Below are 23,781 nucleotides of genomic sequence, written 5' to 3'. Positions count from 1 at the left end.
TAAATTTGCTGATTTTAAATTAAAGTAAAGGAATTATATCATGAAAGTAAAATGTGTTACAAAAAAACATATAACCGATACTGTGCCTTGTTTTATAAAGCCATACTCTGTTCCAAAGAATATTGATTATTTTGTTACTTTCAGTTTTGGTACTGGTGTAGATGGAGGAGTAGAATATCCTTTATTTGTTGGTGCGGAATATACAGTATATGGAATAATGGTTCATGATCATATTATGTACTATTTAATATCGTATGAGGAAGCTTGTCCACCGGATTGGATACCAAGTAGTCTTTTTCAAGTATCTGACTGTTCTATTCCATATTTTTGGGTTTTCCAAAATGGATTTAAAGAGAATGACGAGATTTTATTTATCATAAGCCATTATGAAATTGCAACTGATTTTTGCCATATGTTAGGTGTATTACAGGGATATTCATCGGATGATAAAAAATTTAGAAAGGCAATGAGTGAATATTAAAATTAGTAACAAAGTACTATGCCAATTGGTATAGTACTTTGTTATTCTGGTGAATTAGCGCAAGACTTTACAAATAGAATCTTAAGTGAAAAATATTGGTAAAGGTGCAGGCTCAGAATATAGTAAAATAAAAAAATGGGCGTATAGAACTTTAGGTTTAAAATAGGAGGGGTTTCATGTTTGTATATCAATTAACGCATCAACGAAAAGTAGAGTACGATAATAAAGAACAAAAATGGATTTATTGTGGTAAAACAATAGGATACTATTCTACTAGAGAAAATGCAGAGAAAACGATAGAGAAATATAAAATAATTGAGGGTTTTATAGATTATCCGGATGATTTTGTGATTGTAGAATACGAAATGGATTTTGATGATTTTGATTTTATATAGGAGGAAGACACTATGAAGTCAATTTTCGAATTAACACATTTTTATAAAGATGAAGATGGCGATGATATCGCAACAGATATTGCGGTATATTCTACCAGAGAAAAAGCGGAACAGGCTTTAGAAAAATTTAAAAAACACCCTAAATTTATCGATCATCCAGATGATTTTAATATTGATGAATATCGATTGGATGAGGATAATTGGACAGAAGGATTCTTTACTTATGAATGGTAAGTATGTTATAAAAGAATGTATATTTCTTTTTCGGAGCAAGCGATGATAACAGTTACATTTGTTCATAAGGACGATATTTTATCTGGCGAAGCACAGTATATCAAAAATGAGAATTCATTTTTTTATGAGCCATGGAATGATGTAAACTTTTCCATTCTAATTAGAAATGGATATAATAGTTTGGATGTGAATTTACAAACGAAAAAAGCGCTCCAATTAACAGGACTAAATCCTCAAATGAATTGGATTAGAAAAAATCTCATCGTTCCAAAGGCTCAACCAGGGAATTTATTCATACTACCTGACCAAAATTATCAAACAGGTACTGGAATTCAGTATGCTACAAATTGGCAGACATATTTTAACCCGGATACAGGTTGGGTTTGTATCGGAAATCCAAATGATTTTTGCGAAGATAGTGCAGTCCTATTTGCAAACAATACGATTGCTATGATCGAAAATAACAATATAAATTCCATCTGGATAAAGCCTACCTTTGTTTAAAAAAGTAGATATACTGAATATTTGACAAAAAAGTACGATGCCAATTGGTATCGTACTTTTTTCATATATCCCACAGCGTATTGATTATTTTACTTGATATGCTTTTTGTTATAAGCAAACTACATTTATTTGTCTCATTGGAACGAAAAATTTAACTGGGATAGATTGCGCTTGAACGCGCTTATCGAAAATGGTTATTTGTGTAATCATTGAAAAAGAACAATGGTTTCAAATCTATTGACTTACCCTGATCAAAACAGAAATCTCAATAACAACAGCAAACATTATCCTAAAAGAAACTGTTACAAATTTGTCATCCATTTCGTTATCTCTCTACAACAATTGTGAGGATAACGAAATCTTTATTTCCATGTTATGTTCAGAGTCCTTATTACAAATATGACAAGTTCTCTCACTTAAAATTTCCTCTCTGCCATCACAAATGGCTTTTTCCCACTTCTAAATAATACATAGTCGTCACTTGTTTCATGTTTATGCAAGCCGATTGAACCGTCTACATGAATGAAACAAGAAATCATTTTTTCTGTTCTTCCACAGCAACCCATCATATCTGTTTCATTATTTATTCCCTGCACAGACATTCCCTTTATCTCATTAAACTTCACTAACATATCCATTTTCCTCAATTTTAATGTTTCTATTATCGTACTGAGGAAATAATGTACAGCTATTAAGCAATCTTATTCTGGGATGGTAATATCATCTAAAATGCCTGTTAAATAAGCGATGGTAACCCCGTAGTTAGTCATAGGGATATCCTGCTTTTTGGCACGGTCAATCCGAGAAAGCACATATTTCCGGTTAAACATGCAGGCACCACACTGGATAATCAAATCATAAGGCGTTAAGTCCTGAGGGAAATCTGTCCCGCTGACCATCTGGATATCTAACCCTTGTCCAAATCGTTTGCGCAGTAGATTTGGTATCTTTACTCGTCCAATATCTTCGGATAAGGGTGCATGGGTACAGCATTCCGCAATCAACACTTTAGAGGATTCGGTTAATTTACCAATTGCTTTTGCTCCTTCTAAATAATACTGGATATCCCCTTTATGTGCGGCAAATAAAACGGAAAAAGAGGTGAGTAGAGATTTTTGGGGTTTACGTTCGTACACATACCGGAATACCTGGGAATCCGTAATTATCAGCTTCGGAGGGGATTGCAGGCTTGCCAAAGCAGCGTCCAGTTGGTCGGTGGTAACACTCATCACCAAGGCTTTTTTGTCCAACAATTCCCGGATTGTCTGTACCTGGGGCAGAATCAATCTGCCTTTTGGGGCTTGGATATCCTGTGGCATTACCAGTAAGACAAGGTCGCCTTGCTGTACCAAAGAACCAGTAATATCCTTTGCACCATAATCTTCTGGCAGAAGCCTTGCCAACGCAGGTTTTAACTGTTCGATCCCTTGACCTGTTTTCGCGCTGACCAAAAGAGGGGAAAGCCCGGTTTCATTTTGAATGGCTTCTGCAATCCCAGCCCCATCCTGGACATCTACTTTATTTACTACAAACAGGACGGGGGTATTTTTCTTTTTAAAATATGTATACCAGTTTAATTCACCGGATAATTCTGTATCCGAACAGACAATCACCGCTAGTTCTGTTTTTTCAGCAGCTAACTTGGTTTTTTCTACCCGGATTTCGCCCAGTTCTCCCACATCGTCAAACCCTGCGGTATCAATGATGACGCAAGCCCCTAATGGGTTGATTTCCATTGCTTTGTAAACAGGGTCAGTGGTTGTTCCGGCGTAATCGGATACAATCGAAACCTCCTGACAGACAAACTGGTTAATTAAAGAGGATTTTCCACTATTCCGCTTGCCGAAAAATCCGATGTGGAGCCGGTTAGCATTGGGAGTTTGGTTTAAATTTTCTGCCATAAATCCTCCTTAGAAACGAAAATCCCTCTTGCCATCTGCAATATCATGGATGTGTTCATAAGCGATTTTTTGTACTTTTGGGTTTGGTATTTTTTTCAATTCCTGCTCAATCAGGGCTTCTCCAATTTTTCTAGTGTCCTCGCTTGCGTAGTCCTCCAAATATTCTTTTAACGTCATTAAAGCGTTTGGATGGCAGCAGTTTAAAATCTGCCCGTTCTTACACAAACTCATAAACCGGTCGCCAGTTCTGCCTTCCCGGTAGCATGCAGTACAAAAACTTGGAATATATCCTAAACGCATCAGCCAATTTACTACTTCATCCAAAGTTCGATTGTCGCTGACATCAAACTGGGCAGAATTTTCTTCTTCTGGTTCTGGTTCGCAGTAGCCGCCCACACTGGTACGGGAAGCACCGCTGATTTGGGAAACACCCAAAGGCAGGACCTTTTCACGGACAGACTGGCTTTCTCTGGTGGAAATAATCATTCCGGTATATGGAACCGCAATACGGATTAAAGCGCAAATTTTTGCGAAAATATCATCACTAATACTGTTGTCAAACGCAGAAGGGTCAATATCATCCGCATGTTTGATCCTTGGTACGCTGATGGTGTGTGGGCCAACCCCGTGGACAGCTTCCAGATGTTCCGCGTGCATGAGCAAGCCGGCAAATTCGTACCGGTAAAGTTCTAGTCCGAACAATACCCCTAAGCCAACATCGTCAATCCCACCTTCCATCGCGCGGTCCATGGCCTCGGTGTGGTATGCGTAATTGTGTTTTGGACCTGTTGGATGGAGCTGTTCATAGCTTTCTTTATGGTAGGTTTCCTGGAATAAAATATAGGTTCCAATTCCAGCTTCTTTCAGTTTACGGTAGTTTTCCACTGTAGTTGCCGCAATGTTTACATTAACACGGCGAATCGCACCATTTTTATGCTTGATGGAATAAATGGTTTTGATACATTCCAAAATATATTCAATTGGGTTGTTCACTGGGTCTTCTCCAGCCTCAATTGCCAAACGTTTATGTCCCATATCCTGTAAAGCGGTTACTTCCTTTACAATTTCCTCTTGGGTCAGCTTTTTACGGGCAATGTGCTTGTTTTTAGCATGGTAAGGGCAGTATACACAACCATTGACACAGTAGTTAGATAAGTACAATGGGGCAAACATAACAATGCGGTTGCCATAAAAATCCAGCTTGATTTGGTGCGCTAGCTTGTACATCCGGTCAATTCGTTCTGGGTCCTCACACGCAAGCAATACAGATGCTTCTCTATGGGAAAGCCCTTTACGCAGTTCCGCTTTATCCAGAATTTGATCTACTAACTCCAGGTTGTCTTTGTTTTCATCCGCATATTGTAAAGATGCCAGAATCTCCTCGTGGTTGATAAATTCTTCTGCTTTTAATGATTTTGGGTCGTAGTTGTACATCATAAACATCCTCTCATTTTTGTTCTATTCTTTTGGATAGTCCCCACGGGAGGTTACAACCTGGTAACCAATCCGCTCCATCCGTTGTTTCAGGTCAGCGAGGCTTTCCGCTGCCTCTGCCCCTGTACTGATTTTATTATTGTATAATAGATATTTTTTCCGCACTGCGATAGGGGAAAGATTTGGCATGACCACATTTGCCCCTGCCAGTATTCCCAGTTCACGTCCGTTGGGGTCGATTGTCCCCAACGCGGTCGTGGCGGGAAGAAGTACTTTTGGCAACAAGAGTCGAATGATACTCAATAAATTCACCGTCATTTCCAGCGTACCAGCGGGTTCATCCGCAAACGGGGTATCACAATGGGGGATAAATGGTCCGATCCCTACCATTTCCGGCTGGAACTGAACCAAAAATTCTAAATCCTCTATCAAGTTATCCAATGTTTGGAATGGGGAACCCACCATAAAGCCGCAGCCGGTTTGGAACCCAATCTGTTTTAAGTCGGATAAACATTGCATCCGGTGCTTTAAGGTTAGTTCTGAGGGATGCAGCTTGGCATAGTGCCCACTGTTGGCAGTTTCATGCCTCAATAAATAACGATTTGCCCCAGCATCAAACAGTTTTTGGTAACTTTCACGGCTTCGTTCCCCTACAGAAAGGGTAATAGCACAATCTGGATAACGTTTCCGAATTTGTGCAACATAAAGGCACAGTTTTTCATCAGTAAAATAACCATCCTCTCCACCTTGCAATACAAAGGTTCGGAATCCCAATCGATAGCCAGTTTTACAACAAGATAAAACCTGTTTCAATGTCAAACGATATCGTTCCGCTTTTTGGTTGCTTTTTCGGATACCGCAATAGTAACAGTCGTTTTTACAGATATTAGTAAATTCAATCAACCCACGGATATATACATCCGTTCCATAATACCGTTTCCTCACATGACGGGCAGCCTGTTTTAATACTTCCCAAGCTGGATGAGTGGGGAAAGATAGTAATTCTTTTAATCCCTCTTTTTCTGGGAATTCCCCCTTTAATAATTGGGCTACTATTTTATGAATTCGCTCCATGGCCACCTCCAATGTTGGAATAAATTGTTTTTGCGCTAATCCCTTCAATCCGTCCAATTTTGCCGGACAATGCATTGATGGTATCCTGCGGAGCATCTACGGCAAGGCTGATAATATTAATATTCCTCTGGCGGTAAGGAAGTCCCATCCGACCAATGATCATATCGCCGTACTCGTGAAGCAATGTATTGAGTTTCTCTACCGATTCTTGATTTTCCACAATAATGCCAATTAGCGCAATCCTTGTTTCCATAAAAAACCTCCAAAAAATAGCCATGCCTGAAAAAAGACATAGCTATCCTGTATTACTGATAATATAGAATAGTCCGTCTTTCGCCTTAACCAGCGTTTTAGCGTCAGGAAAACTATCAATATGTTATCTGAACATGGAAAGAACCACTTACCATACAGACAAAATTTATTATACTTCCAAAAGAGAAAATCTTCAAGTAGTATAATAGCCAAAAATCATACCGATATTTTGGCGGAAAGAAACGATAAAAAGAAAAACTTGACAGTTCACAAAATGTTTTACTAGCAACAAATCTGTAATAAAAAGGGGTTATTTTTAAATGGCTCCCGTATAATATAACAATTTTGGTATTGGATTGACTTTTTGATTTGATTATGATAGCATCTATTTAGAAAATTTTCTAAATAGATAGCAAGGACGTGATTGATTGGGATTTGCGGAAACCTTTAAAGCTTTATCCGACCCTGTGCGGAGGCAGATATTAGTTTTACTAAAGAATGGAAAATTAACAGCAGGTGAGATTGCTAGCCATTTTGATATGACCCATGCGACCATATCGTACCATCTTTCCCAATTAAAAAAAGCGGATTTGGTATTAGAGTCAAAATACAAAAACTTTATTTATTATGAGATGAATGTATCAGTATTAGAAGAAATTATTTTATGGATTTCCCAGTTTAACGGAGGCGATTCAAATGAAAAAAGCGAATAAAACAATGGTAATTACTACAATCCTTTGTTTGCTACCCATTCTTCTTGGTGTACTTTTGTATCCTAAATTACCAGACCAAGTACCAGCCCAATGGGGAAGTGATGGACAGGTGAATTGGTACCAACCAAAAGCTATGGCGGTATTTGGTATGCCTGCTTTTCTTGCGATAATCAATTTAGTCGTCCATATTGGAGTGAACAATGACCCCAAACGAGCCAATGCAAGCAGAATGTTAAAAAATATTGGTTTTTGGATTTGTCCTATTATTTCGCTGATTTTTGTTCCCATTAGTCTATTTGCTTCGATGGGGATGGAAGTTCATGTTGCTTTCTGGACACCACTTTTTGTTGGTGTTTTGCTCATTATAATAGGGAATTATCTTCCCAAATGCAAACAGTCCTATACTGTCGGCATCAGGCTTCCTTGGACATTGGACAATGAAACCAACTGGAACAAAACCCATCATTTTGCAGGATACCTTTGGATCATTGGCGGTATTATCACTATAATCAGTTCATTTTTCTCTTTTTGGCCAGCAATTTTTCTTGTAATCCTCCTTATTGTACTGATTCCCATTGTATACTCTTTTGTGTTATATAAGCGGGGAAATCAGATTGGAAAAACCAAATAGTGGCTAACAATAAAAAAGAAACAACACAGGTAAGTCTGGTAAGGAGCCCACCTGTGTTGTTTTTTTACATATGGCATTAGTCAAGCTCGTAAAGTTATTGTACGATAAAATGACAAACTGGTTTTCTTTTATAAAAATTCATATTTCCCTTTTTCCAATCATACAATGCCTGTGAAAGGAGAGGGGACAATATGGATGGAAACGTAATTTTTGATTTGTTATCCCATTATGGCATGTTCGCTATTTTTTTGTTGATTATGATAGAATACGCTTGTTTTCCAATTTCCAGTGAAATTGTCCTTCCATTATCCGGGATGGTAGCTGCACAGCTGGGGCATAAGGTCACATTTGTTATTTTGATTTCTGTCATTGCGGGAATTTTAGGCTCCAGCTTTTGTTATTTTTTAGGAAGGATTGGCGGGAACGCTATGATGGAATGTATGTTGTGTCGGTTTCCAAAAGCGGCACGGCAATTCCAAAAAACTTGTGATTGGCAGCAAAAATACGGTAAACTTTCCGTTATGATTGCCCGGGTCATTCCGATTTTCCGCACCTATATTTCTTTTGCCGCAGGGATTACCAAACAGAATTATCTAGTTTTCGTGGTATATTCTGGTATTGGTATTTTATCTTGGAATACGATTCTGATTTCCTGCGGATATTTGTTAGGAGAAAACTTTGACGTGCTTGGGCCATACTTTAGCGCTTATTCCAAATGGGTCTTGATTTTATTAGCAGCCGTCATTACAATAATAATTATAGTAAAAAAAAATGCGAAACAAGAAAAAATGTAGTAAAATATAAAGGAAGTGTAATCCAATGGAACAACGGGAAAAAACTATCCGTCTTTGGTTTGATATGTGGCTACAAGGGAAAGACCTTGGAATAGATCGTATTTTTACCCCTAATTGTATTTATATCGAGAGCTGGGGACCAAAATACGAAAGTTTGAGTTTGATAAAACACTGGTTTGAGGAATGGAACACCCGTGGAAAAGTGTTGGTTTGGGAAATAAAGCAATTTTTCCATCAGAAAGACCAAACAGTGGTGGAGTGGTTTTTCCATGACCAGATGAACGACGGAAGGCAGGAAAAATTTGATGGCGTTTCTATCATACATTGGTCGGAGGATGGGAAAATCAGCTCTTTAAAAGAGTTTGGTTGCCGGATTCCCCATTATAATCCATACCAAAATGGAGATCAACCGGAATTCTTCCATTGTGATATGTGGATAAATGAATGAAAAACAGCCCTGTTTATGATTGAAGCAGGGCTGTTTTTTTAATGGATTGATGTTTTAGACTGTTAAAATATCCCAAATACCATAAGCGAGAACCGAAACCGCAAAAATAATAAGAAAGGCTACTATTACTTTTACCATCGACTTTTCGTAAATTTGTATGTGGTTGATTCCACTTCATGCCATCCGATAAAGTTTTTTCTGTTCTAATGTTAAATCAGGAGTGCTGAATTTTGACTTTTTTATATCTCGAATGAAGCATACAATCATATAGATAGTAGGGATTTCCAATGTAATCACTACAAGAATGGTGTGTTGGAACCCTGCTATCATCAAAATAATATTCGTTAGGAAGATAATAGCAAGAATAATTGTAATTCCTTTTTTCAAGGGGCTTGTATCCTTAAAAAAATTTCGTTTCATTTTATCCCGCCTTATTGTAACTTGAATTTACAAAAAAACAATAACTGGCACGAGTACAGCCATAAAAACCATAAGAGCAATCCTTACAATCATTCTGTAATACTCACGATCCTCATCTTTTGTTTCTTTTAAATGATATTGTTTCATATACCGTACCATCATTGTAATCATTGCAATGGGAATAAATTCCCATCCAACAAAAATAGCGATCTTACTTTTTACTCCAAAAGTCAACAGAAAAAAATTCAAGAAAAAGCCAATTACAAAAATCAATAATCCGCCTTTTAGTAGTGGCAGAAGGGATCTACGGTTTGGATCTTCCATGTTATTCACCTTCTTATAAGTTTTATCCTCTATTGTTATAATACCAAAACGTTTTTCTATTTGCTACTGTTAAAAAATATAAAAAACAAATTAAATTTTATACATGATCCCGAAAATAGCAGAAAAAATGTTCCAACCAAAAAAATAGTTGGAACATTTTTGTCTATTCAAAACGTTTTCCATCAGAACGGAGAATATCAGTACGCAGTACATCACAATGGGTCATTATGTTTGGATAAGTTTTGCAAAATTCATCCAGATATAGGCTTGGATTAATATTATTAGCACCGGCTGGCAGCTTTACTTTCCACAGCAGGCAATCTCCATCCAGTTGATACTGGCTTTCCAAAAGTTCCGGCTTAATATCAATTCTTTTCATGCCTTTTTTGGTTTTCTTTTCCACCTCAATCCAAGGCTCCGAAAGGAAATCTGTCCAAGAGGTTTCTAGCTCCTGTAAATCATCCCCATACAGCCGGATTTGGTAACAGGCTGCCGCAATTGTATCCACTTTATCCCGTTTTTCCGCTACACGGAATACTTCCAGCCCCTCTGGGAGTGCCTCGTTCATTCTCTGTTTGACTTCCTCAAAGGAAACTTCTTCAATTAAACGGAAGTCCATTACCTCATAGTTACTCTCATATCCTAAGGAAAGGGGGAGGGCAAACGTCAAATAGATATGGGTATTGAACCCCTGGGTATACCATACCGGTAATCCGGCACGTTTTAACGCACGCTGCATGCAACGATTAATATCCAAATGAGAAATATACTTTAACCGTCCAGTTTTTTTGTAGAAAACACGGATATCTTTAAAATCATTCAAAGCAAGGCCCCCCAATCAGTTTATTGGCAGAACAGCCAGAACACTGCAACCGGCAGTTTGGCGTCACTTTTGCCTGTTTTGCCTTTTCGTTTTCCCGTTTCAGGAAAGATTCGCTGATCCCATAATCCAGATGAGACCAGGGCAGCACTTCGGAGAAGTCACGGCGGCGGTTGGCGTAAAATTCCATAGTCAAACCGGATTCTTCCATCGCTTCCTGCCAACGGTCGAAGAAAAAGTTTTCTTCCCAGGAATCAAAATAACAGCCTTTTTTCCAGGCGCGGTAAAGGACTTCTCCCAAACGACGGTCACCCCGTGCCAGTACCGCTTCCAATTGGCTGGTATGGACTTCATGCCAACTCAAACGAATTTTTTTGGTCGTCGTGCTTGCTACCATATGTTTTTGTTTTTCTGCTACCATTTCTGGAGTATCCTGTGGTTCCCATTGGAATGGGGTAAATGGTTTTGGCACAAAAGTAGAAGCACTGATGGAAACACTGACCCCACCTTTTCCTTTTTTACGGTTTGGTAGGCTGTAATATAGGTCAACTACCTTTTGCCCCAGTTGGACAATCCCTGCTACATCGTCCATGGTTTCGGTTGGTAGCCCCAACATAAAATAGAGTTTTACGGAGGTATATCCACCTTCAAATGCAATCCGGCAGGTGGACATCACTTCTTCTTCGGTGACATTTTTATTGATGACATCCCGCAAACGTTGAGTTCCCGCTTCTGGCGCAAACGTCAAGCCGCTTTTGCGGACTTTCGCGATTTTTTCCAGTAATTCGTCGGAGAAATTATCAATCCGCAAAGAGGGGAGGGAAAGGTTGATTTTGTTTTTTTCGGTATAATCCATAAATGTGTCCAACAATTGTGGCAGCTGGGAATAATCGCTAGTAGAAAGGGAGGACAAAGAAACCTCCTCAAAGCCTGTGTTTTCACACAGGGCTTTCCCTTGGGCACAGAGGACATCCGCAGATTTTTCCCGCAAAGGACGGTAGAGGAAACCAGCCTGGCAAAAACGGCATCCACGAATACAGCCACGCATTAGTTCAATCATACCACGGTCATGTACTGTTTGGATAAACGGCACAATAAAAGTATCCGGATAGGTGACGTTGTCCATATCCTTGATAATCCGTTTGGTCACTTTTTCCGGTGCTCCATGGGTTGGTGTAATGCTGGCAATAGTGCCATCCTGGTTGTAATCCACTTCGTACAGGGATGGCACATAGATTCCGCCTATCTGGGCAGCTTTTTGCAAAAACGCTTCTTTGCTCCAGCCTTGCTGTTTTGCCTCATCATACAGGTTTACCAGTTCCTGAATCACTTCTTCCCCTTCTCCCAGCATAAAGAGGTCAACAAAATCCGCCAAGGGTTCCGGATTACAGGCACAGGGGCCGCCTGCCACGACCAGGTTGTGCAGCCCTTTTCGTTCTGAAGCCTTTACTGGAACACCACCTAAATCCAGCATATTTAAAATATTAGTATAGGAAAGTTCATATTGCAGGGTAAAGCCGATAATATCAAAATCGGATAATGGGTCAAAGCTTTCCAAAGCGTACAACGGGATGTTATGCTGTTTCATTTGCTTTTCAAAGTCCAGCCAGGGCGCAAAAACCCGCTCGCACCAGCAGTTTGGCATATCATTCAACACCTGGTACAGGATTTTCATTCCCAGGTGGGACATCCCCACCTCATAGGTATCAGGAAAACAAAAGGCGAACCGTACTGTTACCTGGTCTTTTTCTTTGTAAATACAGCCTAGTTCCCCACCTACATAGCGGGCTGGCTTTTGTATCAATGGTAGCAGCTGTTCAATGGTTTGTGGTACCATAATTTTAATATCCTCCTCATTTATTTGTGATAGAAAAGGCAAAACATAGCCTGTTTTTTAAAAAGACATATATTTTTAAATTATACCATAATTCCCGTTGTTTCTCAAGAACAAACAAAATAGAAGAGAAATTTTTCCTAAAATGCTGTTTGCTTCAAAATAAAGAGCTAGTTTCTACAAAAAATTTTTGTTTTATAGGTTATTATTCATATTGGAACCATGAAAAAATAGAAATTATCCAATTGCGATTAGAATAGTTTCCTTCCTTTCTGCCACACTAATAAGGAGTTTATAATGGTAAAAGGAGGAGCATTTATGAGCGAAGAAAATTTTGAGCCTGTGATTAAACCGGATGAGGAAACCAACAATGATAGCGCTGTAGAGGAACGCAAACAGGATTTAAACGAAATTATCGAAACAGGGTCGATTACAACCCAGGGGAAATATCCCATCCATTGTTTGACGATTATCGGACAGATAGAAGGACATTATATCCTTCCACCTCAAAATAAAACTACCAAGTATGAGCATGTGATTCCGGCATTGGTGGCGATTGAGCAATCTCCGGATATTAAAGGGCTTGTTATTATCCTGAACACTGTAGGTGGGGATGTGGAAGCTGGTTTGGCAATTGCGGAATTAATCTCCGGAATTAAGAAACCCACTGTTTCTTTAGTGCTGGGAGGAGGGCATTCCATTGGTGTACCATTGGCGGTTTCCGCGAAACGGTCTTTCATTGTACCATCCGCCAGTATGACAATTCATCCAGTTAGGATGAGTGGTCTAGTGCTTGGTGTACCACAAACCCTTTCCTATTTTGAGAAAATGCAGGATAGAATTATTGGTTTTGTCACAGAAAACTCCAATATTACAGAGGAAAAATTCCGCCAGTTGATGATGAATACCGGGGAATTAGTAATGGATGTTGGTACCGTATTAGATGGAAAAATGGCGGTGGAATCCGGTCTGATTGATGAATTGGGTGGAATTTCGGATGCGATTGAGTGTTTGTATCAAATGATTGAAGAGGAGGAAAAAGCGGATGATACAAACGATAATTGACTTAAATGAAGTATTTGATATGAACTATGCGAAAAAAATTCCTGAACAACAGTATAAAAGGGTTGATAATTGCATACTATTTGGTGTAAAATGTAATGAGGGTTTTCGTGTAAACCAGATTTTCAGCACCAATCCAGCTGATTATTTAAATCCCAGCTATCAATCGGGAAATATCATTCATTAACCTGCGGTTTTCGCAGGCTACATAAATGGAGGAGAATATTTTGTCAATTATCGAATCATTTATTCAAGCCATCGTACAGGGGCTGACAGAATTCCTGCCAGTTTCCAGTTCAGGACATCTTTCGTTAGTACAGCACTTTTTTGGGGTAAATGGGGAAAGCGCCGTATTTTTTACCATCCTGCTCCACTTGGGTACCTTGGTAGCCGTATTTATCGCGTTCCGAGAATTAATCTGGAAATTAATTAAAGAGTTCTTTTCCATGATTAAGGATATTTTTACCGGAAAATTCTCCTTTAAAAAGATGAATCCAGAGCGAAATATGATTATTATGTTAATCATTGCGTTGTTGCCGCTGATTCCAGTGTACTTCTTCAAGGATTTCTTTACCGGAGTCGCTTCCGATGCGGACATCGTTGTAGAAGGGATTTGCTTCTTATACACCGCAACGATCCTGTTTTTATCCGACCGTTGTGGTCATGGTAAAAAAACAATTGGTCAGATTAATACCCGCAATGCTTTAACCATTGGTATTTTCCAGTGTGTTGCGTTGCTGCCAGGGGTATCCCGTTCCGGTTCTACGATTTCCGCTGGTTTATTCTGCGGTTTATCCCGTAAAACAGCTGTGGAATTCAGCTTTGTACTTGGAATTCCAGCCATCATTGGCGGATGTCTATCCGAATTTGGAGACTTAAATGCAGAAGGGGTTGCAAGTATTGGTATCGCCCCCATGATAATTGGGTTTGTGGTATCCGCTGTTGTAGGTTTCCTAGCAATTAAACTGGTGCAATGGCTGATTAATTCGGACAAATTCAAAATTTTCGCAATTTACACTGCGATTCTCGGTGTAATTGTACTTGTGTTAGGCATTATTGAACATGTTTCTGGCCAGACAATTATGCAGATGATTGCGTAAAAATCGTTTTCAATAGTTTATGTTTATGGCAACACACTGGAAGGGAACCGTTCCTTTTCTTTGTGTTGCCTCATTGTCGTTTTATTGACATGGTTTTAAATTAAAAAAGACGGAGGAAGAGGGATGGCAACAAAAAAGCGGACATCCACCAAAAAGACAAAATCTGCAACAAAAAAAACAACTACACCCCGCAGCAGTTCCACTAAGGGAAAAACGCCTGTGAAAAAGACGACTACCAGAAAACCAGCTGCCAAACGGGAAGAACAGCAACAATACCAAAACCATCGGAGGCATCTAGTTTGCATTTTGACGTTTGGGATTGGTTTATTGGTTACTGCATTCGCCTTTATTACAGGGCAGAATATCTGGACAGGTGTCCACAACTTCCTGTTTGGTTTGTTTGGAATACCAGCCTTTTTTATTGGGCCGATTATCATGGTGATGGCGGTCCTTTCCGCAAGGGAAAGAACTGTTTTTTCCATCCAACAAAAACTGTGGCAGATTATTGTATTGTTTATCCTGATTTGTGGGGAAGTACAAGTGTTAAGCAGCCAGCAGCCTGTAGGCGCTAACTTGGGGGATAAACTGCTGTTCTGCTATGATACTGGAACCCAGATCAAAGGCAGTGGGCTGGTAGGCGGATTGATTGGAATGCCATTGACCGCTGCTTTTGGCAAAACGGCATCAGCGGTTTTGCTGGCTATTCTCATTTTTATTGTATTGCTCATTTTAACCGGCGCAACGTTAATTGGATTTTTCCGTGGTATGGCAAAGCCAGTGAAAAAACTGGAAGAAGGATATGTCCAACGTCGGGAACTGCGGGAAGAAGGGCAGGGAAGCCGGTTTGATATTGATGTAGACCTGGGACCGGAATCTATGCCAGAACATCCAGTAGCTTCCCCAAAACGGTTTTGTGTCCCCGATATTGGGGAAGAAGAACCAAAACAATCTAGAAAAGAGAAAAAACGAAAGAAACAGGAAGCTATCCCTGAGTTAACAACAGAGGAGATTTCTGCTGTTCCAGAAGAAGCCGCCCAGTTGGATGACCTGGTGAAAAAAGCGGCTGTCCCACCAGAAGAGCAACCGGAGATAAAATCCGACCCAACCATTGGGGACGAGCTTTCCACTCGTTTGCAGGAGGATCACCAAAACCAATATAAATTTCCTCCGATCAGCCTGCTAAAAGCACATACGAAAAGCAATAACCGGGATGTTAGTGGGGAACTGCGTGCCAACGCTGACCGTCTGGTGGATACCTTAAAAAGCTTTGGGGTGGAAACCAGGATTATTGATATCTGCCGTGGGCCAAGTGTAACCCGCTATGAATTGCAGCCTTCTGCCGGGGTGAAAATCAGCAAGATTACCAATCTGGCGGATGATATTGCCCTCAATTTGGCGTCTGGCGGAGTGAGGATTGAAGCACCAATCCCCAACAAAGCTGCTGTAGGAATTGAAGTCCCCAATAAGAAAAACGATATCGTCATGCTGCGGGAAATTGTGGAGGATCCTTCCTTCCGCCAGGCAAAAAGCCCGTTGTCCTTTGCTTTGGGTAAGGATATTGCTGGAAATCCAATGGTGGCGGACATCGGAAAAATGCCCCATGTGCTGATTGCAGGCTCTACCGGTTCTGGTAAGTCGGTTTGCATCAACTCGTTGATTATCAGCTTAATCTATAAGAGTTCGCCGGATGATGTCCGTTTGTTGATGATCGACCCAAAAGTAGTAGAATTAGGAATTTATAACGGCATCCCCCATCTGTTGGTTCCAGTGGTAACCGATCCCCGGAAAGCTGCTGGCGCATTGGGATGGGCCGTTACCGAAATGCTCAACCGATACAAATTGTTCGCGGACAACAGTGTCCGGGATATTAACGGCTATAATCGGATGGCACACAATTCAGAAGACGTTGCGCCGTTGCCCCAAATTGTGATTATCATTGACGAGTTGGCCGATTTGATGATGGCAGCCTCCAACGAGGTAGAGGATTCGATTTGTCGGCTGGCGCAGATGGCACGTGCAGCGGGAATGCACCTGGTTATTGCGACCCAGCGCCCCTCTGTGGATGTTATCACTGGCGTAATCAAGGCAAATATTCCAAGCCGTATTGCGTTTGCGGTTTCTTCCCAGGTGGATTCCAGAACCATTTTGGATGGCAGTGGGGCGGAAAAATTATTGGGAAAAGGGGATATGTTATTTTCCCCTGTTGGTTCCCAAAAACCCACCCGTGTACAAGGCTGTTTTGTCAGCGATGATGAGGTAGAACAGGTAGTGGAATTCGTTAAATCACAGGAAACCGCCGATTATAGCGATGATATTATCGAAGAAATTGAAAAACAGGCAGTGGCAGAACCGCAAAAACAAAATGGTGGTGGAGGTTTTGATGACCACGACGTCATGTTACCAGAAGCCATTGAGTGTGTTGTGGAAGCGGGACAAGCCTCTACTTCTTTCCTGCAAAGGAGGCTGAAGCTGGGGTATGCCCGTGCGGCACGAATTATGGATGAGATGGAACAACGTGGAATTGTCGGACCTCAAGAGGGGAGCAAGCCACGTCAGGTACTGCTCAATAAACAGCAATGGATTGAAATGAACCTCAATCAGAACAACGATTAGTTTAATTTTTTGGAATGGAGTTTTTTATGTCAGGATTTTTACCTATTTCCAAACAGGATATGAAAGACCGTGGAATAGAACAGTTGGATTTTATCTGTATTACAGGGGATGCTTATGTCGACCATCCCAGCTTTGGGATGGCCATTATCTCCCGTGTCATTGAATCCGAAGGGTTTACCGTTGGGGTAATTGCCCAGCCCAACTACCATAACCTACAGGATTTTCAAAAACTAGGGAAACCAAAATACGCTTTTTTGGTGAATTCCGGAAATGTGGATTCGATGGTCACCCACTACACCGTCGCAAAACGGCGTAGGCATGACGATGCCTATTCCCCAGGGGGAAAGGGAGGCTACCGCCCAGACCGGGCAGTCAATGTATACTGCCAAAAACTGCGGGAAGCTTTTGGGGAAGAACAGCCCATTATCATCGGCGGGCTGGAAGCCTCCCTTCGCCGTTTTGCACACTACGATTATTGGGATGACGCAGTCCGCCCCACAATTTTACTGGAAAGCAAAGCGGATTTATTGGTTTATGGTATGGGGGAATTGCAGACAAAAGAGATTGTCCACCGCCTTGCCAACGGAGAGTCCATCAAGGAGTTAACTGATATCCGAGGTACATGCTATTTGACAGAACCAGTCAACACCCCGTGGGGGGCAAAAGAATGTCCCAGCTTTGACCAGGTAGTCGCCAGTAAGGAAAGCTATGCGAAAGCTTGTAAAATCCAGTTCTTAGAACAGGATCAGATTACAGGTAAGACAGTAATCCAACGTCATGGAAACTGGATGTTGGTGCAAAACCCTCCCATGCGTTCCTTAAACCAGAAAGAGCTGGACCGTGTGTACGCTTTGCCATATATGCGGACTTACCACCCGGTATATGAACCAATGGGTGGTGTCCCCGCAATCCAGGAAGTAGAATTTTCTATTGCCCATAATAGAGGATGTTTTGGGGACTGTAACTTCTGCGCCATTACACTACACCAGGGCAGACATGTTACCTGCCGCAGTGAAAAATCCGTCCTTGCGGAGGCAAAAAAGTTAACCCAATTGCCAAACTTTAAAGGGTATATCCACGATGTGGGAGGGCCAACAGCTGATTTCCGCAAACCTTCCTGCCAGAAGCAAAATGAACATGGAATGTGCCGGGGCAAAAAATGCCTCGCTCCAACTCCATGCAAAAACCTGGAAGTAGACCACAGGGAATATTTACATATGTTGCGGGAACTCCGACAGTTGGACGGGGTCAAAAAAGTATTTATCCGTTCGGGAATTCGCTACGACTACCTGATCGAGGACCCTGACCCCACATTTATGAGGGAATTGGTAGAACACCATGTCAGTGGCCAATTGAAAGTAGCACCGGAACACTGTTCCAACCGGGTTTTGGATTGTATGGGAAAACCCCATGTGGAAATCTACAAAAAATTTATGGATCGGTTTTACCAAACTACAAAAGAGGTGGGAAAAGAACAATACCTTGTGCCTTACCTGATGTCCTCCCATCCAGGCAGTACCTTAAAAGAGGCTATTGAGCTGGCGGAATTCCTGAAAAAAGAGCATATACGCCCAGAACAAGTACAGGATTTTTATCCAACCCCCGGAACCATTTCCACCTGTATGTTTTATACCGGGTACCATCCATTGACCATGGAAAAAGTATATGTGCCAAAATCATCCGAAGAAAAAGCGATGCAACGGGCATTGCTCCAGTATTTTATGCCAAAAAACAAACCTTTGGTACTTAAGGCGTTACGCCAGGCCAAACGTTTGGATTTAATCGGAACAGGCCCTAACTGCCTTGTCCGCCCGGATGGTCCTTCCTCCAATCCACAAAAACAAGCGACCAAACAAACGAAAGGAAAACGGGGAACAAAATGGCAAAAAGGAAAAACTACAAGAAAAACCGGAAAACGAAACTAGGCCGTGTTGAAGGAATCATTGCCACAGTTCTGGTTGTGGCGGCAGCAATTGCCTATTTTATTTATGACCAGCTTCCTGCCCAGCCTTTGCCTGGGGATGGCGTCAGCGTCCATTTTATTGATGTCGGCCAAGGGGACAGTACCTTGATCCAATACGATGGGCATAATATTTTAATTGATGCCGGGGAAAATGATCAGGGGAATGTGGTAGTGGATTACCTAAAATCCCAAGGAGTGGATAAGCTGGACTTGATGATTGGAAGTCATCCCCATTCCGACCATATTGGTGGAATGGATACTGTTTTAAAAGCATTTGACACCGAAACCATTCTGATGCCGGAGTTGAGCAAAGAAAACACCCCCACCACGAAAACATATCTGGAGGTGCTTTCCGCAGCGGAGCAACAAGGAAAAGCCATTACAGCTGCAGCGCCAGGTCAAACGTTTACCTATGGGCAGGCAAAAATTTCGATTCTAGGGCCAGTTCAGGAGTATAATGACCTAAACAGCAACTCTGTTGTGGCAAAATTCAGCTATGGAGATACCTCTTTCCTGTTTGGTGGAGATATGGAAGCACAAGCAGAACAAGATCTCTTGGAATCTGGTGCCAACGTCAAATCAACGGTACTTAAATTGAGCCATCATGGAAGCAATACTTCCAACAGTCAAGATTTTTTAGATGCGGTACAGGCTAACGATTACGTTATCTGTGTTGGTTCTGGAAACAGTTATGGGCATCCCCATCAAGAAATATTGGACCGAATAGCTGGAAAATCTGTTTACCGCACCGACCTGAACGGAACCATTGTATTCCATTCGGATGGGGCAAATTTAACGGTTACAACCGAAAGATAAAGACAGGTGATGGATAATGTGGAGTGTAGACCGGATAGAAAATGGTATTGCTGTACTAGAAAATGACCATAGAATACGGAAGAAAGTCCCCCTGGATCAGCTCCCGGTTGATGTTACAGAAGGGGATGTTCTGGTGGTACAGGACGGCAATTATGTGGTGGACCAACAGGAAACCAACCGCCGCCGGGAACAGGCTTTTCAATTACAGCAGCGCCTTTTCCGAAAACAATAATAAAACAACCTTCTGTTTTTCATGACAGAAGGTTGTTTTATTATACAAGCCTTTATTGTTCAAAGCAGATTTGGTTTATTGTTGAGTTATCTGCAGTTATACCCAAACGAAACAGGTCAAAATAACCTGTTTCAGTAGATAATACAAACAGGCTATTCATTTTTTGGAGGATTAAAAGCCACAATATCACTTTTTTGTAGGAAAAGGTGATTGCGTATTCTGTGATAAAATTACGCAATCAAAAACCCAATTTTCTATGGATATAAATCTATGAATATAAATAAGTAGGATAAACGATTCAAATACATACAGACTACCCTTATTTTGCCTGCGTTTCGTTATATAGTCCGCCAGCACAACGGCGAAAAATCAAATTAATCAAAAAATTTTCCCTTATAAAAATTAGGGTTTCCAAGTTTTTTTGCTGTTAAGCGGAACATAACGCATCCGTCTGGACATACAATATCCTTGCTATATTTGCTGTTTCCTCCAATGTTTTCTAAATCGCCGCCACTTCTCACAGCCTCCATGATGGGAAACAGAACCATCATTACTTTGGAACAGATGCCCTGTCCATCCTGATTAACAGGGCACCCGTAAGTACAGGTGTATTGGTCACCAATTTCCTCTCCATTTCGGCAATACCGCTCTGTATGGTCGCCACGCAGAAAGCCTGTCACCTCAATTTGAAATTCATATTCCTCATCATACCATTTCTTCATATTTTAACCTCCCAATCATCTTTTATCGTTTTTACAATATAACTCAATTATACTATATAGCCACAAGGAATGCTATTGTTTTTTGATTGCTGGAAACAATCTCATTCAACATGCCACCAAGGTGATTCTATTGGTATCCTTTTGGTGTTTTCCTCGAAAAAATAGTTTGAATCTAACCCCGTTCCATGGTATGATAAATGGAGAAAAAGTTTTAGCAGACTTGTAAAAAAATTCTATTCCATCACAATTCTATGACAATTCCGTGGTAGAATCATACATGAGGTGAAATTATGCTGAAAATATTAGTAGCAGAAGACGAAGCAAAACTGCGGTATATTATATGCGGTTATTTAAAAAATGAAGGATATCAAGTAGAAGAAGCTGCGGATGGAGAGGAAGCTTTGGAAAAATTCTATAGCGACCACTTTTCTATGGTTTTACTGGATGTAATGATGCCAAAAATGGATGGATATGAGGTGTGCCAAGAAATCAGAAAAGTTTCAGATGTCCCAATTATGATTTTAACAGCCAGAAATACAGAGTTTGACGAATTGATGGGTTTTAAATATGGAGCGGATGAATATATTTCTAAACCATTTAGCCCTAAAATACTGGTAACCCGGGTAAAAAGCCTGTTAAAACGTGCTGGCCTGCTACAGGAAAGCGAGTTTATCCTGGGGGATTTAAAAATTGTATACCGGGAGCACTGCGTTTACCAAGGGGAGCAGAAAATTGCATTGACCCCAAGGGAATACGACCTGCTTTGTTATCTGGTAGCGAATAAAAACCTTGTCCTCAGCCGTGACCAGATCCTGCAATCGGTTTGGGGAATGGATTACGAAGGGGATTCCCGTACTGTAGATACCCATATTAAATGTTTGCGGGTAAAAATCCCAGTTACTCAACAGTGGATTAAAACGGTAAGAAAATGTGGATATAAATTTGAGGTTAATGAAGAATGAAAATCGGTATTAAAAAGAAACTATTTTTAATCATTTTCTTGATTTTTTCCCTCAATATTATAACCGTCCTTTTATTTGGCGGAACCTTTTTGGAACAGTTCTATATCCACAATAAAAAGCAGGAACTGATTCAATCCAGTATTTCTATTCAACAAGCCTATAGCCAAGATGGTATTACGGGATTACAGGAACCTTTACAAGAATGTGCCGCCCAAAATACTACTGTTTTGGTGTATGACCAAATCCAACGGAATTTTATTTTTTTGGGTAACCAGAATACCAATGTAGACCCAAGGATTGAATCTGAATTATGGCTCCGTCAAGCGGAACAAGACCAAATTTTTAATAAGCTGCAAGGACGAAAATATGTGTTTATGGAAGCGGATGGCCAGCTGACGGATTCCATTTATTTTTATACCAAACTAAATGAGCATACTTATCTGTTTATGGAAACTCCAAAAGCCTACATTGAAACAACAGCCAATACGGCGTTGCAGTTTTTTGCATATGTTTCTATAGGGGCTTTGGTGTTGGGAATTTTGGCAACCTATTTTATGGCGTCTAAAATTGTCCGTCCCATTAAACAGATTGACTCTACAGCACAAAAAATTTCTAATATGGATTTCAGCGAAAAATGCGATGTGCATACTGGGGACGAAATTGAAGCCCTTGCGAATAGTGTTAATAAAATGTCGGATGCGTTAAAACAGAATATCGATATTTTAAAACGGGATTTGGAGCGGGAAGAACAAACCAATAAAATGCGCCGTGAATTTGTAGCCAATGTATCCCACGATTTTAAAACCCCGTTGAGTTTGATTTCCGCTTACAGCGAAGCCCTAAGGGATAACACGGAACCAGAAAAATCAGGGGAGATTTGTGATATTCTTGTGGAGCAAAGCAATACCATGAGCCAACTAGTCAATCAACTACTTACCTTAACCCAGTTGGAAAGCGGGATGATGACATATGAAATGTCCTTTTTCAGTATCAATGAGCTGGTTTCTACCGTAATACACAACTGTAAAATTTTACTGGAGAAAAAAGGTATTACAGTGCAGTCCAACCTTGAGGAAGAAATGATGGTTCAGGGGGACTTTAACCGGATTGTCCAGGTGTTTACCAATATCTTTGAAAACGCGATCAAATATGTGGATGAAAAGAAAAAAATTTCCGTTTGGCTTACCAGGCAAAACGGAATGGTGCGGGTAAACCTGTTTAACTCCCATCCTCCTATTCCACAACAAGATTTAAACGAGGTGTTCGACTTATTTTACCGTGCGGATAAATCCCGTACGGCAAGTGCTAAAAGCTATGGGATTGGTCTCGCAATTGTAAAAACCATTATACAAGCCCATGAAGGAAATTGTGGTGCTTACCATAAGGATGACGGAGTTGTTTTTTGGTTTGAGCTCAAAGAATTTGTATTTGAAGATGACGAGGAAGAATTTGAATAAAATAATTCATTTTCTTGCTCATATCTGTTATAATATTATCTAGCTATAGAGAAACAAATCGTTTTTTGCCAAGTGCAATTTATGATGTTTCTATCAATAGATTTAAAACAGGAAAGGATTTTTATTACTATGGAAAATATTATACCAGGCTTACACGCAGAACAAACGATTACAGTTACTAAAGAACTGTTGGCATCCAATGTGGGCAGTGGGGACTGTGATGTATATGCAACCCCAATGTTGGTGAATTTCATTGAGAACACCGCCGCCAATCTGGTAAAAAACCATTTAAGCGATCCGGCGCTCACTTCAGTTGGAACATTGATAAATATCCAACATCTGGCGGCTACCCCAGAAGGAATGCAGGTTACAGCAAAGGTAGAAATCACCGAAGTGGACCGTAAACGCATTGTATTTACTGTTGAAGTACAGGATGCGGTGGACTTGATTTGTAAGGGCACCCATGAACGTTTTGTAGTGGAGAAAGAGAAATTTTCTTCTAAAGCAAAAAATAAAGCTAAAAAATAATCACTTGCTACTATATGGCTGATGAATTTATCAAATATAGATTCATCAGCTTTTTTGATAGAATGAT

The 23,781-nt window shown here is 40.5% G+C and carries 28 protein-coding genes; 18 read left to right on the top strand and 10 right to left on the bottom strand.

From position 1 onward, the window contains the following. The first annotated feature begins 40 nt into the window (after positions 1 to 40). The 4 genes from BQ2683_RS10205 to BQ2683_RS10190 all read left to right on the top strand — a co-directional run bounded on the left by BQ2683_RS10205 (position 41) and on the right by BQ2683_RS10190 (position 1,614). Positions 41 to 481 (top strand): hypothetical protein, encoded by a 441-nt coding sequence (locus BQ2683_RS10205; RefSeq protein WP_069988940.1) that lies wholly within the window; start codon positions 41 to 43, stop codon positions 479 to 481. A 176-nt stretch (positions 482 to 657) separates the two neighbouring features. Continuing rightward, positions 658 to 876 (top strand): DUF7336 domain-containing protein, encoded by a 219-nt coding sequence (locus tag BQ2683_RS10200; protein WP_069988939.1) that lies wholly within the window; start codon positions 658 to 660, stop codon positions 874 to 876. 12 nt (positions 877 to 888) lie between these two features. Further along, positions 889 to 1,110: a DUF7336 domain-containing protein gene (locus BQ2683_RS10195; protein ID WP_069988938.1), complete on the top strand. Its 222-nt coding sequence runs from the start codon at positions 889 to 891 to the stop codon at positions 1,108 to 1,110. Between the two features lie 42 nt (positions 1,111 to 1,152). Next, complete coding sequence (locus BQ2683_RS10190) at positions 1,153 to 1,614, top strand: hypothetical protein (protein ID WP_069988937.1); 462 nt, start codon at positions 1,153 to 1,155, stop codon at positions 1,612 to 1,614. Positions 1,615 to 2,030: 416 nt separating this feature from the next. On the opposite strand, the gene BQ2683_RS13500 is transcribed toward BQ2683_RS10190, so the two are convergent. From BQ2683_RS13500 to BQ2683_RS10165, 5 genes are all read right to left on the bottom strand, one after another. Beyond that, the gene (locus tag BQ2683_RS13500) at positions 2,031 to 2,246 is read right to left on the bottom strand and encodes a hypothetical protein (RefSeq protein ID WP_162493156.1); all 216 of its coding nucleotides are present in this window, start codon (positions 2,244 to 2,246) and stop codon (positions 2,031 to 2,033) included. Between the two features lie 69 nt (positions 2,247 to 2,315). After that, on the bottom strand, positions 2,316 to 3,515 hold the full coding sequence (gene hydF, locus BQ2683_RS10180) for a [FeFe] hydrogenase H-cluster maturation GTPase HydF (RefSeq protein WP_069988936.1): 1,200 nt from the start codon (positions 3,513 to 3,515) through the stop codon (positions 2,316 to 2,318). A 9-nt stretch (positions 3,516 to 3,524) separates the two neighbouring features. Further along, positions 3,525 to 4,949 (bottom strand): [FeFe] hydrogenase H-cluster radical SAM maturase HydG, encoded by a 1,425-nt coding sequence (gene hydG / locus BQ2683_RS10175; protein WP_069988935.1) that lies wholly within the window; start codon positions 4,947 to 4,949, stop codon positions 3,525 to 3,527. A 24-nt stretch (positions 4,950 to 4,973) separates the two neighbouring features. Next, entirely contained in the window at positions 4,974 to 6,014 is a 1,041-nt protein-coding gene (gene hydE, locus BQ2683_RS10170; RefSeq protein WP_420806787.1) for a [FeFe] hydrogenase H-cluster radical SAM maturase HydE, read from the bottom strand. Continuing rightward, on the bottom strand, positions 6,007 to 6,276 hold the full coding sequence (locus tag BQ2683_RS10165) for a TM1266 family iron-only hydrogenase system putative regulator (protein WP_069988933.1): 270 nt from the start codon (positions 6,274 to 6,276) through the stop codon (positions 6,007 to 6,009). The genes hydE and BQ2683_RS10165 overlap by 8 nt, the downstream gene beginning before the upstream one ends. 427 nt (positions 6,277 to 6,703) lie before the next feature. Between BQ2683_RS10165 and BQ2683_RS10160 the strand changes: the two genes are divergently transcribed. The 4 genes from BQ2683_RS10160 to BQ2683_RS10145 all read left to right on the top strand — a co-directional run bounded on the left by BQ2683_RS10160 (position 6,704) and on the right by BQ2683_RS10145 (position 8,861). Beyond that, entirely contained in the window at positions 6,704 to 6,988 is a 285-nt protein-coding gene (locus BQ2683_RS10160; protein ID WP_069988932.1) for an autorepressor SdpR family transcription factor, read from the top strand. Continuing rightward, on the top strand, positions 6,972 to 7,619 hold the full coding sequence (locus BQ2683_RS10155; protein WP_069988931.1) for an SdpI family protein: 648 nt from the start codon (positions 6,972 to 6,974) through the stop codon (positions 7,617 to 7,619). The genes BQ2683_RS10160 and BQ2683_RS10155 overlap by 17 nt, the downstream gene beginning before the upstream one ends. A 191-nt stretch (positions 7,620 to 7,810) precedes the next feature. Next, positions 7,811 to 8,413 carry a DedA family protein gene (locus BQ2683_RS10150; protein WP_069988930.1) on the top strand — a complete coding sequence of 201 codons (603 nt, stop codon included), beginning with the start codon at positions 7,811 to 7,813 and terminating at the stop codon, positions 8,411 to 8,413. Between the two features lie 25 nt (positions 8,414 to 8,438). After that, positions 8,439 to 8,861: a nuclear transport factor 2 family protein gene (locus BQ2683_RS10145; RefSeq protein ID WP_069988929.1), complete on the top strand. Its 423-nt coding sequence runs from the start codon at positions 8,439 to 8,441 to the stop codon at positions 8,859 to 8,861. Positions 8,862 to 9,035: 174 nt separating this feature from the next. Here the strand turns inward: BQ2683_RS10145 and BQ2683_RS10140 are convergent, their stop codons facing one another. From BQ2683_RS10140 to BQ2683_RS10125, 4 genes are all read right to left on the bottom strand, one after another. Next, positions 9,036 to 9,281, bottom strand: coding sequence for a hypothetical protein (locus BQ2683_RS10140; protein WP_069988928.1), 246 nt, complete (start codon positions 9,279 to 9,281; stop codon positions 9,036 to 9,038). A gap of 27 nt (positions 9,282 to 9,308) precedes the next feature. Next, positions 9,309 to 9,605 (bottom strand): hypothetical protein, encoded by a 297-nt coding sequence (locus BQ2683_RS10135; protein ID WP_069988927.1) that lies wholly within the window; start codon positions 9,603 to 9,605, stop codon positions 9,309 to 9,311. Positions 9,606 to 9,768: 163 nt separating this feature from the next. Beyond that, a complete protein-coding gene (locus tag BQ2683_RS10130; protein ID WP_159427374.1) occupies positions 9,769 to 10,428 on the bottom strand; it encodes a TIGR03936 family radical SAM-associated protein in 660 nt (219 codons plus the stop codon). Further along, a complete protein-coding gene (locus BQ2683_RS10125; protein WP_069988925.1) occupies positions 10,421 to 12,262 on the bottom strand; it encodes a TIGR03960 family B12-binding radical SAM protein in 1,842 nt (613 codons plus the stop codon). Before BQ2683_RS10125 ends, BQ2683_RS10130 begins: the two co-directional genes overlap by 8 nt. A gap of 315 nt (positions 12,263 to 12,577) precedes the next feature. Between BQ2683_RS10125 and BQ2683_RS10120 the strand changes: the two genes are divergently transcribed. The 7 genes from BQ2683_RS10120 (at position 12,578) to BQ2683_RS10090 (ending at position 20,045) form a co-directional block, all read left to right on the top strand. After that, positions 12,578 to 13,324, top strand: coding sequence for a ClpP family protease (locus BQ2683_RS10120; RefSeq protein ID WP_069988924.1), 747 nt, complete (start codon positions 12,578 to 12,580; stop codon positions 13,322 to 13,324). After that, entirely contained in the window at positions 13,305 to 13,508 is a 204-nt protein-coding gene (locus tag BQ2683_RS10115; RefSeq protein ID WP_069988923.1) for a YlzJ-like family protein, read from the top strand. The genes BQ2683_RS10120 and BQ2683_RS10115 overlap by 20 nt, the downstream gene beginning before the upstream one ends. A gap of 40 nt (positions 13,509 to 13,548) precedes the next feature. Beyond that, complete coding sequence (locus tag BQ2683_RS10110) at positions 13,549 to 14,421, top strand: undecaprenyl-diphosphate phosphatase (RefSeq protein WP_235843910.1); 873 nt, start codon at positions 13,549 to 13,551, stop codon at positions 14,419 to 14,421. 123 nt (positions 14,422 to 14,544) lie between these two features. Continuing rightward, complete coding sequence (locus tag BQ2683_RS10105) at positions 14,545 to 17,034, top strand: DNA translocase FtsK (protein WP_069988921.1); 2,490 nt, start codon at positions 14,545 to 14,547, stop codon at positions 17,032 to 17,034. Positions 17,035 to 17,060: 26 nt separating this feature from the next. After that, positions 17,061 to 18,959, top strand: a complete 1,899-nt coding sequence (locus BQ2683_RS10100; RefSeq protein ID WP_069988920.1) for a YgiQ family radical SAM protein — start codon at positions 17,061 to 17,063, stop codon at positions 18,957 to 18,959. Further along, positions 18,914 to 19,813: a ComEC/Rec2 family competence protein gene (locus BQ2683_RS10095; protein WP_069988919.1), complete on the top strand. Its 900-nt coding sequence runs from the start codon at positions 18,914 to 18,916 to the stop codon at positions 19,811 to 19,813. The genes BQ2683_RS10100 and BQ2683_RS10095 overlap by 46 nt, the downstream gene beginning before the upstream one ends. A gap of 16 nt (positions 19,814 to 19,829) precedes the next feature. Further along, positions 19,830 to 20,045 carry a DUF3006 domain-containing protein gene (locus BQ2683_RS10090; protein WP_083256451.1) on the top strand — a complete coding sequence of 72 codons (216 nt, stop codon included), beginning with the start codon at positions 19,830 to 19,832 and terminating at the stop codon, positions 20,043 to 20,045. Between the two features lie 374 nt (positions 20,046 to 20,419). Here the strand turns inward: BQ2683_RS10090 and BQ2683_RS10085 are convergent, their stop codons facing one another. Beyond that, the gene (locus BQ2683_RS10085) at positions 20,420 to 20,767 is read right to left on the bottom strand and encodes a TIGR04076 family protein (protein WP_069988917.1); all 348 of its coding nucleotides are present in this window, start codon (positions 20,765 to 20,767) and stop codon (positions 20,420 to 20,422) included. A 290-nt stretch (positions 20,768 to 21,057) separates the two neighbouring features. Here BQ2683_RS10085 and BQ2683_RS10080 point away from each other — a divergent pair, with 290 nt between their 5' ends. The 3 genes from BQ2683_RS10080 (at position 21,058) to BQ2683_RS10070 (ending at position 23,714) form a co-directional block, all read left to right on the top strand. Further along, entirely contained in the window at positions 21,058 to 21,729 is a 672-nt protein-coding gene (locus BQ2683_RS10080) for a response regulator transcription factor (RefSeq protein WP_069988916.1), read from the top strand. Between the two features lie 89 nt (positions 21,730 to 21,818). Continuing rightward, a complete protein-coding gene (locus tag BQ2683_RS10075) occupies positions 21,819 to 23,186 on the top strand; it encodes a HAMP domain-containing sensor histidine kinase (RefSeq protein WP_159427373.1) in 1,368 nt (455 codons plus the stop codon). Positions 23,187 to 23,315: 129 nt separating this feature from the next. After that, a complete protein-coding gene (locus BQ2683_RS10070; protein ID WP_069988914.1) occupies positions 23,316 to 23,714 on the top strand; it encodes a thioesterase family protein in 399 nt (132 codons plus the stop codon). Positions 23,715 to 23,781: the final 67 nt, after the last annotated feature.

It is taken from the genome of Massilioclostridium coli (assembly GCF_900095865.1).
GTDB lineage: Bacteria > Bacillota > Clostridia > Oscillospirales > Ruminococcaceae > Massilioclostridium > Massilioclostridium facile.
Note: the sequence above shows the minus strand (reverse complement) of the source record. Positions and strands in the feature narration are given on the sequence as shown.